We start from the raw sequence: 13,732 nt of genomic DNA on the forward strand, positions 1-13,732 counted from the left end.
ATGTAAATAGAAAAAGGTTCCAGAGTCGACAGGACTTTGGATCCTTTTTCAATATACCTTGTTATTGGGCGGTTACTATCAAACATGGCTTAAATAGAACTAAAAGGTGTATATATAATAAAAAAGAGAGAAAGACTTTTGGTACTTTCTCTTTTAATGGCAGGGCAGTTATTACTTACACTTGTTAATTAATCAATATTTGACTCTTTAATGATATAAATTGGCCTTTTCTTTGTTTCTAAGAAAATTTTAGAAATATATTTCCCGATGATACCTATTGACAGCAGTTGAATCCCTCCGATGAAAAGTATGATAGAAATTGTACTTGCCCAACCGGCAATACTTCCACCAACGGTCAATTTTCGAACAACTACAAAAATGATTCCAAAAATAGACAACAAAAATGAGCCAAATCCTGCCCAAACTGCAAGATTTAATGGTGCATCCGAAAAATTAATAAATCCCTCTAACGAATATTTTAATAAACTCCAAAAACTCCAAGAAGTCGTCCCTGCTACTCGCTCTCTATTTTCATAACTAATATAGTCTACCTTATAGCCTACCCAAGCAAACAATCCTTTAGAAAACCGGTTTACTTCTTGAAGTTCTAAAATACTATTAACAACCTGTCTCGTCATTAGACGGAAATCTCTAGCTCCATCGACCATCTCTGTTTCGGAAACTTTATTTATTAATTTATAAAAAAGCTTTGAGAAAAATGACCGAACCGGTGGTTCACCACTACGATCCGATCGTCTTGTTCCAACAATATCGAAGCCACGTTGTATCTTGTCATACATAGGTATCAATAATTCCGGTGGATCTTGTAAATCAGCATCCATCACTACCACAAAATCACCAGTTGCATGTTCCAAACCTGCTAATAATCCAGCTTCTTTTCCAAAATTTCTTGAAAAGGAAAGATAGTAAACATTAGTAAATTCTTTTGAAACTGCTCTTAGTACACTTAATGTCCCATCCTTAGAACCATCGTTAATAAATAGATATTCAAAAATAAGTTCATCAGACATTTGTTCCTCAACTTTTTGTGTCTCAGCTAAGAACGGACGAATAGTTTCTTCCTCATTATAGCAAGGAATTACAATCGATAATTTTTTCATTTCACTTCCCATTATTTCATATAAACATATAATTGGTAATCATTTCTATAAATGTCAAAGTTGTAGTTTGATTGTAATAATTCGAAAGTTGATAAATCAACCGTTGAAAAATCAAAACCTTGAAAATTAATATTGGAATGAGTAATACTATTATACCACATTACGTTTGGCCAATATACTGCTTGATTACTCGGGACTAAGTTATCTAAAATTGGATAATTTGTTGTTGCATTAACATATGCTTGGGAATCCTCTAGAAAACGATTGATAAAAACTAAATTATTTTCATCAGTAAGGTAAGTATTTATTTGAGTGCTCAACACAGCCGCCTGCATCTCAAAATCAGTTTTTTGATTATCTAATGCAGATACATACGCCATCGAAAAACTCAAAGTATAGTACGTTAAAACAATAGCAACTAATTTACCAACCAAATTTAAAAAGCGCTGATTTCTTTTGCTAACTACATATATGACAATAACCCCCACAAGAATTGCGAGGCCGTAGGCATACCGTGGTCTATCATCAGCCAGTGTGGCAGTACTTGCAATATATACTCCAAAAGACAGTACAGCCGACATCAGTAAATACATTAATGAAATAAAAAATAGAAATACTCGAGATTTTCTAGCACTAAAAATAAGTTGAAGAATGAAGACAACTATAAGAATAAGGATACAGAACTTCCAAAGGTTTGGAAGTTCATTTTGATAAGTTTCAAAATATACTCTAGTATTATTAACGATGGCAGCTGGTAATTCAGTTAAACTAGCAATCGAGGTATTTTCTCCCCTAGAAAGCAATTGTGGATTCATACGCATTTCAATAAAATAACTAACCAGTGCAATTCCATAATAAGCTGCACTGGATAAAAGAAATTGAAAATGTCTCATGAAATCAAGTTCTTTTGCAAATTCTAGTAACCCTAAAAAGATAACCAACATAATATAAATTCCTGATGAAGCTTGATACGAATTAAACATCAAGAATATTCCAATTATTGAACTTAATGCATATAGTTTTTGATTTGTTTTAAACCATAGAAAAGGTATGATAACAAAGAGCAATGAAAACATCATATATGGTGTATCAAATCGAAAACTGAACAACTCCAATCCAAAAGGATTTAAGCCGATGAAGATGGAAACAAATGCAGTAACCCAACTGATAGTTTCCTCACTATTCACAATATATATAACAAGACTACTGATTTGAGTTAGAATTAGTGCTGAAAGTATATATGTTGTCAACCCTAAATCAGTCAAATGTGAATCTCCCTGAACTAGGTGAGAGGCATACTCAGCAAAGTACCGTGCATAATGTTGTGCAAAACCAGTAGTACCGTCTAACCTTCGACCAATATCATCAATATAATAATAATTTATACTGCCTAAATATATTGCAAATAATAAATAAATGGCTGCTACAAACCCAATTTGAAATTTATTTGTTCTCTGCCAATCTATAAATTTTTTTATTTCATTCATATTATTCTCCTATTTTTATATTTGAAAAATGTACTAAAATTATTGAGATAACCCTTTCCTGCAATAATATCATATTGAATCAGTTCCAAGTCATTTGCTATTTCTAACTGTTGTGAATTCAAATCTTTTTTATCAACACTCGAATTGTTAAGGACATCCGTCAGCAGAGCGTAATATGGAGAAACTTTTGAATTCGTATGGGCAAGCAATTCTGCAGAAAAGTCACTTGAGTTCACCAACGGGTAATTTAACTTTTGAGTTGGGTAATTACTCCAAATAAAATAATCAGTTTGGTATTGACTCTCTGGATTTGTATCAAAAATATTACTAGAATAAAAACCTGGAAGATGGTCACCATAAAAAACGACTGTAATTTTTTTATCAATTTTAGACAACTGTTCCAAAAATAATTGTGTATCTTGATCGGTCTTATTTATTAACCGTATATATGAATTTAAGGTAGACTGATTTTCGCTAGATAAAGTATTTAACGTTGCTGTAAGATTTTCTGGAGAATCCATTATCCAAGGAGTATGATTTTGCATAGTAATGACAGAAAAAAATTGACTTTTTGATGTATCAATATTATTTAATATATTTTGGTAAGTAGTTTCATCACTAACATTTGCACCATATGTAGAAACATTTTGAAGAGTATCCTCAGACCCTGCTAAAAATATCTGCTTATTAAATCCCAATGAGGTATAGACTTTGTTTCGGTTATAATTACTAGCACCAGACGGATGGATTACTATACAGCTATTTTGTTCAAAGATATCACTTATCGTTGGTACAATATTCATCCTTGGTAATACTTCAGTCATTAATACTGACACAGAGGATGACATATTATAAAAAGGAAGACCAGTCAATGTTTGAAATTCCATATTTGCAGTTCCTCCACCAAAACCATCAGACTTCATAAGGCCACTAGTTGTATTACTTTTTATATTATCCAAATTTGATAGAATGCCTTCGCTTACCGATAGGCCCTCGATTCGCCTTGGGTCAGAAAAACTCTCACTTAAAATGTAGATAACCGTTTGATCAGAAATTTCCTCAGTGCGCTCCTTATTAATTTCGCTAGCTCTTGACTCATATTTTTTAACAAGTTTCTCAATTGTTTCTTTACTATATCCTTCCGGCTCCTCCATCATTTTTAATGTCAGTTGCTTTGTCCAAACATATGCTAATGATTTATATCTTGCATTTACACCGAAACCAAGCCACTCAATATCATACCAATTATTTAATCGCGATAGAATCGGAACACCTTCAACCACTTTACTTTCTTCAGCAGTTTGAAAAACAGCAAGAGCCACTCCTCCTACACTAAACAGCGCAGTAATTAAAAGTAGTCTATGTTTTATTTGAGGGATAATTTTATTTGATAATATATATCTCTGACCCAAAATAGCAATTAAAATCACTAGTAAGATGCCAACAATAATGTAAGGAAGACTAGTGGAATTTACATACTCTAATAATTGAGAAGGATTCAAAAGCCACACGAAATCTGTTATTAAAACAGGTTCATTTCTTAATGTAAATTTTAAACTATTCGCATAGGCTAGTAACGCACTCAAAGTTACAATGAGAGCGCTTGTTAGAAAATACCTATTTATTAAAATATATAATAATAGGAACAACAGTGTGAAAAATAAGATTTGATAGATCGTAGCACTTGGAAATATATAACGATTAAGTAATATTTCATTTTTTGCAACGCCCTGTTGAAGAAAATAATTTAATATTGTTGCAATCACAGTACTAGTGAATACAGCTAAAGAAAAATTTGCTTCATTTTTTAGCATCCCTTTTATTGAATAGGAAGCAAAAAACACTAGTACACCAGTACCTATTTGTATCAGAACTAATACAGATAGGTACTTTTTCATAAAAAAAAAATTTCTTGACTAGAAAAATAATTTGAGAAATTATCTTTAATTATATCTATAACCCGTTCATCGGTCACAATAAAAAGGGTCGGTAACCAATTAATTAACGAAACTTTCGGATTATATTTATCTAAGTAATTTGTAATTTTATCAATACGATGTTGTCTATATAAAAAATTAATTAGCAATGAAATAAAGATAATTAATAATATCGTCGGTATAGCACCAAGCTGCAAAAAATGATTTGTAGTAAAGCTTCTATAATCAAATTCATCATTATTCAGATTTCTTGTAATCAATAAAAAATAACTTACAGCTAAGTATACAATATATACAATAGCCAACCACACAAGTTTTCTTTTCGTAATAACTTTACCAAAATAGAAACAGCTAATTACAAGACAAAGCAGATAAATAATACCAAAAAACGATGTGTGTTCTCGTAAAAAATTTTCTAAATCCGTATTTTCAACTACTTTATAAAACAAGTGATAAAAAAATATATAATATAAGGAGAAGAATACTAACAATCTCTGTTGTATTCCCTCCAACTTAAAATTAATACTTTGTGCTAACTTCATTCATTCCATTTCTTTCTTATTCTTCTAATAATATATTTCACTGCCCTCGCTGGTCCGATAAAAATATATTTCACTGCTCCCTTAATACCCCCTAAATGATCAAAATTTACATAGGTATGAGGCAAGGCTTCTCCTCTCTCATTCAATAATTTATTATCAATAAAAGCTGTCAATTCTACAGGATTTTTTGAAATTCTAAAGTCATAATTTTTATCCCAGGCAATATAGATTAACATCCGTTCAATCGCATGTAGGATAGAATTTTGTGGTAATGGTTCTTTGGGAATATCTTCGTCTTTCAGCTCCAAATCAAAAAGTGGCTGTAAGGCATCGTATCTAAACCAAACATAAGTTCCATATGACATCACAAAGGTATGAAAAAGTTCAAAATTGATTTCTTTTGAAAGATTCATTTTCTTCCATAAATGATTCATTTCGGGTGCAATGAGATGCTCATTGTAGGGATCCACAATTTTATTAAATCGGAAAAATGTCGGAATGTCAGCAATGACAAGTCCCAAATCGTTTTGAGATTCAAAATTTGCAATTATTTGATTTGCAGGCTTTATTAGCATATCAATTAATTCTTTTCGCCAAGATTCTCCTGCCCAGAAATCAGCTTCTTTTGATTTTTTTGTATGAAAATGTCCAATATAGTCATAGGACTGCAACTGCTCTTTTAATTTCAGCATGGGAAGGACATCGCGGCCAATATTACCCGTCACGAAAATCTGGGCGCTGGTCTGATAATCTGCTAAAATGGCCTCAATTTCTCCCTGCTTGTCTTCAACATCAGTCGTGATAAAGAGGTCGTAAGGAAAGGCAAAGTTGCCAAAAGCAGTCAAAAACTCTGATAAAAGATCAGTGTAGAAGACATGGAGATGAACAGCCACCTTTTTGTTTGCCAAATCAGGCACTTCTGTCTCTTGCAGGTATTTCCTAGCCAACAGGTACTTGAAATCGGGCAAGTTAATCTTAGACATATGCGAAACGATTAGATCCACAGGATAGCCTGTCTTCCTTTCGATTTCATCTAAGATATAAGGAGTGATGTGTTGATTGGCATCAATGGTTTTGACCTTGATAAAAGGTACTTGATGTTTGAGAATGGCCGTCGGATTGTAATAAGAAAAATCTGGATGGAGCATCCCTGTCGTATCCACATTAACCGTATTAAACACAGTCTGATATTTAAAACCAGCATCCAACAAATGAGTTGTTACCTGTGTCTCATAATTTTCAATGACCTCTTTAACATTAGTAAAATTCTGAACTGAGAACCAAAAATCCTGAAAAGCATTGGATTGGATAACAGGCTGCTTAAAGACGAGATAATAACTTTGAATATGTTCAGGAAATTGCTGATTTTTTCTGAAATTCGTCATTCCCAAAAAATCTACACTTCCATCGTTCTCAAACTTCCTGTAAATATCTGTTAAATCCCAGAGTGGACCAAAACAAGTATCATTCATCAAAGTAACAGAATCATAGGACTTTAATTCCTCAAAACCTATGAAGCTCATGCCATCTCGCCAAGCAGCAAAGTCAAAACCGGAATTCTCCCTTTGAATAAAATCCGTCATCAGGCCCCTCTCCATCAGGCTAGCCCGTTTTTCATCTGGAAGTTGACTGTTCGAGATGAAGACCAGCTTAGAAAACAGGGGGCGCATCTGGGTCAGTTGGTATTCGACATGGGAACTAAGGTCATTGTATTTATTAAAATGAACATACAAAAGTAGTCGTTTCATTTTTTTCTCCTGAGGAAATTTATCATTTTCGTAGGTATGGTCCAGCGTCTGGAATGGATGACTGAATTGTAGCGGTGGGTCAATTCTTCCAGTTCCTTCTGCTGCTCTTCCACTTTGCGCAGGGCCTCTTCAAACCGCAGCTGATCCCGTTGCAAATCCCTAATTTTCATCTTGGCATCCAGAAATTCCTGGGCCAAAATTTTTCCTATGTAATCATCAGACTGGATGTCATCGACTTCAAAGGTCCGATACTGGAGCTGCAAATCCCGGCCAAACAGTTGGCTCGGAATCGTGTAAATCAGTTGAGGGTCTGGGTTTGGAAAGATGTAGGCATTGCCCAAGACGATACCGTTTGTGAAATCTGGCAAAATATCTGTCTGTCCCTCCTTGGCAATCAAGCGAACTTCTTGGAAGAAATTGGGAATTTCAGACAAATCGACCCGAATCATGGAGCAGTCCTCCGGTAGTTGAAAGTCTATCAAATCGGACTGGGCCAGAGGAAACTGTACTATATCTTCCAGGTTGAAGCCCTTATTGCTTCGATTGAGATAGATGGTGACTTTCTCGACACCAACCCGGTTCAGACCGCCTGCTCGCTTGGTCAACTCCAGTTCATAGCGGTTATTGCGGTCCAAGAGGATGCCAAGCATTTCCCGATAATTGCTCTTGGGGTACTTGTCCAAGTAGTGAATTTGGGTCTCTAATAATCTATTAAAGCGATTTTCTATCCTGTCAAAATCCTTGGGCCTTGAATCAGAACCCTGATTAATAACATAGGCCACTGTTGCTTCTGGCAGATAGGCCAACTCCGTGCGCTGGAAAAGATCCAGTTGCAGATTGAAGGTATCATCTGACGTTGTAAGGTCCAACTCGGCATTGACCTCTAACATCAAGTCTCGCTCGACCAACCAGGTCGAGGCCATGGTAAAACCGCGAGTGGCCAGCATTTTTTCAAAGGTATCCGCTAGGGGAATAAAGCCATTCTGGAAGCCAGCCCTGGAAACCAGTTTCCCTGACTCATTGTAGACATCGAAATCCGTATTGGACCAACGAGCTTGGGGATTGGCCTTCAGAAGGGCCAGTTGCTTTTGTAGTTTTTGCTTGTCCAGCCAAAAGTCATCCCCGTCACAGCGAGCGATATAGAAGCCACGCGCCTCTTGGCAGATGGCCACCCAGGTTTTGGCAATGCCTTGATTTTCTGAATTGTAAAAGGCTCTGATGAGGTCAGGATACTGGTCTTGGTAGCGGTCAATGATGGCCTTTGACCCATCTGTTGAAGCATCATCAATCAGCAAAATTTCCAGCGGAAAATCCCTCTCCTGGGCCAAAAAACTGTCGATGGTCTGGGCCAACCATGGCTCCTTATTATATACTGTACAGAGAATCGATACAAGAGGCTCTGTCATCGTAGCATCCTTTCACTAGTCTTCTATGGTCCAGTTTCCATTGCGTTGGATAAGGCCACTGGCCGAATCCAAGGCTGATTTGTCATCTGGAGCAATATCATTTCGGTTGACAAAAATGATGGGTGTCTGGGTCGCATCTGAAAAGGCCAGCATCTGCCCATCTTCATCCCGAACCGTAACCTCTAATTTCATCTTCAAGTCATTCACATTTGGCAAGGAACAGGTATAATGGACCTTTTTATGGCCCCTTCCTTCCAACATTTGGTCCATCGAATTGTCATTGTAAATCCAAATATTGCGGTCAATATCTGTCAGGGACAAGGCAATGTAGGTTTTGATATCCTCTAAGACATCAAATTCGATTTGGAAATGAATCGCATCCGCAGGGCTGATACGGTTTGGTGTCAGAAGTTGCAGTTTAAAGTTTTCAACTTGAACAACTTCTTCTTCCTGGACATCCTCAACCACTTCCTGATGAAGGGGAACGGTGTTGTCAAAGCTATACTGGTTGGCCACATTTTCTGGATTCCCAATAGCCTTGACCAAACCATGCTCAATCAGAACTGCCTTGTTACAATATTTCTTGACGGCCCCCATATCATGGGTGACCAGAATGGTCGTCTTACCGCTTTTCTTGCGCTCCACGAAGTAATCGTTACACTTGCGCTGGAAGGCCTCGTCCCCAACTGCTAGGACCTCATCCAAAATCAAGACATCACCTTGTGCTTTAATCGCAACTGAGAAGGCTAGACGGACTTGCATCCCTGAAGAATAGTTTTTCAATTTCTGATTCATAAACTCACGAAGTTCAGCAAAATCAACTATATCATCATACATCTCATCAATTTCTTCACGTGAGAATCCCAAAAGGGCACCATTTAAATAGACATTTTCCCGTCCAGTCAATTCAGGATTGAATCCTACGCCGAGTTCAATAAAAGAGACTAACTTCCCGTTAACAGTTACTGATCCATGCTCAGGTACATAAATTTGGGATATTATTTTTAGGAGAGTAGATTTACCAGAGCCATTTCGACCTAGGATACCAAAAAAGTCTCCTTTTTCTACTTCAAATGAAATGTCTTTTAGAACATGCTGTTCTTTATAACCTTTTATCCCTTTAAAACGGTTGACCATTGTAGTCCGCAAGCTTTGAGAAGCCTCTGTAGGTAATTTGAAAAACTTGCTGACATGGTCAACTTTAACAGCAATAGTTGTATTAGTCATTAGAGAATCTCCGCAAATTTCTTAGAATGTTTATTAAAGACCACGACTCCGATAATAAATACAACAAATGGAATTACATACGGAATCATAACGATAGCCTTATTATTAATAATTTGCCAGATTGGCAAATTGGCTCTATCGATGACAAAATAACGCATATCTTGGATAATTTGAGCCATTGGATTAAGCATTATTATTTTGGCAGCTACTACGCTCTGATTCATGACGAATGTCAGAGAATAGATAATTGGTGTTGCATACATTCCTGCTTGCATGAATACTTCCCAAATTTGTGCCAAATCACGAAAGCGGACAAAAAGGGTTGAAAGAATAAAGGCCACACCTGTTGCCAATAAAAACAATTCAATAAATAGTGGTATTGCCAAAATAACTGTCCAGGTAAATTCTACTCCATTAAAAAGTGAGAATATCAAAACAACCAAAAGGTTAATTGAAAAGTTAATAGCAGCCCCAAAAACTGCAGACAGTACAATAATCTCTTTTGAAAAATTTAACTTTCTTAAAAGATCTCCTCGAGTGACTATGGACACCATTCCCATATTAGTCGCTTCAGAAAAGAAGGACCAAATCACATTCCCAAGCAATAACGCTACAGGAAAATGTGGTACGTCCCCACCCAATCGCAAGAAATGGATGAAAACAACATACATAATAGCAAAAAGCATTAAAGGTTTTAAAATTGACCATAGATAGCCGATAACCGATCCTTGATAACGCAACTTAAAGTCTGTTTTAATTAGTTCTTTTAATAATATTCTGTTTTTGGTAGAAAACAAATTCATGTTTACTCCTTATTTATATGCAAATTTTGTCACAATTAATGTTGAAAATACAACTGTATGAAAGGCTTTATTCTTTCTTAAACCGTATTTTCTGAGTGTGTGCAATCGTTCTAGCATGGGTTTATCCATAATAGTCACAAATGCTTCAATCAATTCTTTATCCGCTGCGGAAATCGGTAGCTCTAGCAAATATCTGGCTTGCCGCTGACTGTTTTTAATCAAATCCCAATAAACCGAAAAGAGGACGTGAGGTCGAATCCATTTTTTGAATCGTTTGGAGAGAGTTCGAGCTCCAAGTACATTTTCGGCATGTTGGCGGTACAATTCTGTCGGTTGATCAATGTAGACCAGACTTCCTAAGGAAGAGGCTAGCAGAGCAAGGTACCAATCATGCATGAGAATGCCATCTGTTACCGTCCACAGTTGTGCCAGTGCATGATTGATCATACTTGTACCACCGGTAACAGTGTTTTCCGTCAATTCTTGCACCAATTTGGTATTTGCATGATGCGATTGACTACGGACCATTCTTTCAGTCATGACATTCAAATCTTGATCAACAACCGTTAAGTCTGTGTAGACCATCAATGGTTGTTCAACAGGATACTCCTGGGCTTTCCGCAAGGTTAATTCTAACTTTTCTGGTAACCAAACGTCATCTTGGTCACTGAAAAAATACATATCGGCTGTTTTGTATTGGACCAGGGCATGAAAACTGCCAATCACACCTAAATTTTCCCTACTTTCAGGATTGATAAAGTAAATTCGGCTATCCTCTTGGACAAATTTAGCAATTATCTCACGTGTTTTGTCTTTCGAACCATCATCTCGAATCAAGAGTGTCCAATCTGTATAGGTCTGCTCTTGTATCGAGCGAATTTGATCTGCCAAAAACTCCTGACCGTTAAAGGTCGACATGAGTATGTTAACTTTCATCTAAAAATAATTCCTCGTATTGTTGTACAACCTTTTCCCAAGTATAATTCTCTCGCATGTGCCATTTAGCAATCTGACCGAGCTCCACTGCCTCTTCTTGTCCATCAATTGTATTTATTAATTGACTCAAATTTCCAGGTTCTTTGGTCCAATAACGCGCTCCATCGACTGCTACCTTGCGATTGAAATCAACCCCCAAAACAAGATTTTCATTTGTTTGAGCAAGTGCTTCTAAAAGGCTAGGATTGGTGCCACCAACTTCATGACCATGGATATAGGCACGGCATTCTTGTCGAAGGTATTTGAGTAAATCTTGGTCATAGACAGTCCCAATAAATTTTATACGGTGATCTGCATCAAAACCAGTCTCTTTTTTCAATTGTTGAAAATAGGCAGAGCCTTCGTGATTGGCGACGATAACCAAATCGCGTGAGGTATTACTGGCCATAAATTCCTTGATGGCCCTTGCATAGTTATTTTCCGGAACAAAACGCCCGATAATTAAATAATATTCTTTCTCTTTGATAGCCCACTTCGCAAAAGCACTTCGTACCTGCTCAGATTGCGCCGTCAGATGCGTCCGACTCAAATCGGTGCCATAGGCAATGAAGGTGGTTTTAATTCCGGGATAAGCGGCTATGATATATTCCTCGATTCCTTCATTATCAGCGACAATCAAGTCGGCATGTTTTGCCATCAGTTTTTCGGCATATCGCAAATAGGCTTGCACAGGTTTGGGCCATTTTGCCCGTTTCCATTCTAATCCATCAGGGTTGACAAATAATTTCCCCCCGGCTGCTTTGATTTTCTTTGCAAAAGGTACGATGAAACCACCGATTGTATTTCCCAAAATATAGAAAACGGGTGCTGTCACCTGCTGCTCTTTTACCAAAGTCAGAGCATAGGAAATAGCCATCATATCATATGCAATGACACGCGCAGGACCAAGCTTCGGAGGATTGATTGTAAAACAATCTGCTCCCATATAGGTCGAATGAACCTGGTGGCTCGTATCAGAGAGGCAGGCTACATGATACTGAATCTCGTCAGCATGCTGATGACTCACAAGTTGCTGGACGAAGGTCTCAAAACCACCATATTTTGCGGGCAAGCCACGGCTGCCGATAATAAAAACATGTTGCATCATTCTTCTCCATTAAATTGCAGTTCTTTTCATTATACCATGTTTTGACAAATTTTCCTATTTAAACCCGAATGAAAACGTATCTACTTTAGAAAATTGACAGCTATCCTCCCAAGCCTAAAAATATATGACATACTCAACCGTGGTGCTGGTTAATTTCAAAATATTGTAAATTGTGGGCCAGCAAGATTTGTTCAATTCGTAACTCTAATCCAGTTAGTCCCCTTGCCAATGTGAGTTCAATATCAAATAGTCTCACTAGCTCAGAAAAGCGTGTTTCAATGGTTCGTCTCATCGCCATTAATTGCCAATGATTATGTTCCTTAACACCGTCCATGTTTTGACGTAAAGGGGTCCATAAACGATACCCTTCTTTCGCCAAATCTGCTTTAAGCTCATGGCTTAAGTAGCCTAAATCGGCGAGAATAACAGATTGTTGGCACCCTCCCTATCAAATCATGAACAATTTTGATATCATGAACAGAAGCATATGTGACCACATAGTTTAGAATATAGTCCGACAAAGTCACTAACATATGGATCTTAAAGCCATAAAACCATCGCTGTTTAGAGGCATTGTAGCCAATATCGGCAACTCCTTTAAAAATGGAAGCCCTGTGATTGCGGACAGGTTGACAAAGTGGCAAAGGAAAACTGTCTATGATGACAATGTCATTAGGATTAATCCTGTCATTCATGGCTTTTCGAATGAATTGGACTAACCAAATTAATTGTCTTGAGCGTCGATTAAATCGACTTCTTTCAAGTAATCTGCCACTCGGAAATAGGCGACAAATCCTGTAAAAATGTCTTTGTGAGGTGATACCTAGCTCAGCTTGTAATAAAAGTAAGGACTAATAAGGCTTCATAAGAAACCTTGGCTAGACCAACATTTCGACGATGTTTAAAGGCATCTGGACAGTAGTTTTGATAAAAGTGATGGCAAATTTGTGATAATTGATGTAAACTCTATTGTAAGCGGTGTAATGTAAATGGCTCATTTGGATTACCTCCTGTATGTTTCATCACTTACAGTTTAATCCAATTCAGCTTTTTTGTATACTGAAAAATTAACTAGCACCACGGGTACATACTCACATACTAGAACCTATTACTGTCTGTGTGAAAGTTGTTTTTCATTATCAGAATCGATAAGTCATGCGTGCAAAAGTAAGATTCCGTACTCAGTTCTTATGAATCATGCGCATGAAAAAACTTCTGTGGCCAGATTTTAGGAATCACGCTCAGAAAAGTAAGATTTCAATCCATATTTTATATTTCACATATAGTAACCGCCCAATAACAAAGGCTCTATAATTTCTGTAGTGGGTAAATCCACTGTAGAGATTATGGAGCCTTTTTTAGTGTAGAAAAAAAGTCC

Annotated in this window: 9 protein-coding genes and 2 pseudogenes; all 11 read right to left on the reverse strand. The window is 36.9% G+C overall.

Going from position 1 to position 13,732, the window contains the following annotated elements; genetic code table 11:
- Window positions 1-188: 188 nt before the first annotated feature.
- The 11 genes and pseudogenes from ACPC57_RS10610 to ACPC57_RS10660 all read right to left on the reverse strand — a co-directional run bounded on the left by ACPC57_RS10610 (window position 189) and on the right by ACPC57_RS10660 (window position 13,352).
- Complete coding sequence (locus ACPC57_RS10610; protein WP_274504853.1) at window positions 189-1,121, reverse strand: glycosyltransferase family 2 protein; 933 nt, start codon at window positions 1,119-1,121, stop codon at window positions 189-191.
- Between the two features lie 11 nt (window positions 1,122-1,132).
- Window positions 1,133-2,608 carry a glucosyltransferase domain-containing protein gene (locus ACPC57_RS10615; RefSeq protein WP_312949268.1) on the reverse strand — a complete coding sequence of 492 codons (1,476 nt, stop codon included), beginning with the start codon at window positions 2,606-2,608 and terminating at the stop codon, window positions 1,133-1,135.
- Window positions 2,605-3,645: pseudogene (locus ACPC57_RS10620) on the reverse strand (LTA synthase family protein); the annotation flags it as partial. The gene ACPC57_RS10615 and the pseudogene ACPC57_RS10620, both read right to left, overlap by 4 nt.
- Window positions 3,646-4,502: 857 nt before the next feature.
- Entirely contained in the window at window positions 4,503-5,087 is a 585-nt protein-coding gene (locus ACPC57_RS10625) for a hypothetical protein (RefSeq protein WP_274504850.1), read from the reverse strand.
- Entirely contained in the window at window positions 5,084-6,835 is a 1,752-nt protein-coding gene (locus tag ACPC57_RS10630) for a rhamnan synthesis F family protein (protein WP_434066932.1), read from the reverse strand. The genes ACPC57_RS10625 and ACPC57_RS10630 overlap by 4 nt, the downstream gene beginning before the upstream one ends.
- The gene (locus ACPC57_RS10635) at window positions 6,832-8,241 is read right to left on the reverse strand and encodes a glycosyltransferase family 2 protein (RefSeq protein ID WP_434066933.1); all 1,410 of its coding nucleotides are present in this window, start codon (window positions 8,239-8,241) and stop codon (window positions 6,832-6,834) included. The genes ACPC57_RS10630 and ACPC57_RS10635 overlap by 4 nt, the downstream gene beginning before the upstream one ends.
- 15 nt (window positions 8,242-8,256) lie before the next feature.
- A complete protein-coding gene (locus ACPC57_RS10640) occupies window positions 8,257-9,468 on the reverse strand; it encodes an ABC transporter ATP-binding protein (RefSeq protein WP_313167872.1) in 1,212 nt (403 codons plus the stop codon).
- The gene (locus ACPC57_RS10645) at window positions 9,468-10,271 is read right to left on the reverse strand and encodes an ABC transporter permease (protein WP_313167870.1); all 804 of its coding nucleotides are present in this window, start codon (window positions 10,269-10,271) and stop codon (window positions 9,468-9,470) included. The genes ACPC57_RS10640 and ACPC57_RS10645 overlap by 1 nt, the downstream gene beginning before the upstream one ends.
- Before the next feature lie 9 nt (window positions 10,272-10,280).
- Window positions 10,281-11,207, reverse strand: a complete 927-nt coding sequence (locus ACPC57_RS10650) for a glycosyltransferase family 2 protein (protein WP_434066934.1) — start codon at window positions 11,205-11,207, stop codon at window positions 10,281-10,283.
- A complete protein-coding gene (cps2T, locus tag ACPC57_RS10655; RefSeq protein WP_434066935.1) occupies window positions 11,197-12,351 on the reverse strand; it encodes a beta 1-4 rhamnosyltransferase Cps2T in 1,155 nt (384 codons plus the stop codon). The genes ACPC57_RS10650 and cps2T overlap by 11 nt, the downstream gene beginning before the upstream one ends.
- Window positions 12,352-12,487: 136 nt before the next feature.
- Window positions 12,488-13,352 (reverse strand): annotated as a pseudogene (locus ACPC57_RS10660) (IS982 family transposase).
- Window positions 13,353-13,732 lie beyond the last annotated feature (380 nt).

This window comes from Streptococcus sp. VTCC 12886 (assembly GCF_049893425.1).
In the GTDB taxonomy this organism is placed as follows: domain Bacteria; phylum Bacillota; class Bacilli; order Lactobacillales; family Streptococcaceae; genus Streptococcus; species Streptococcus suis_AA.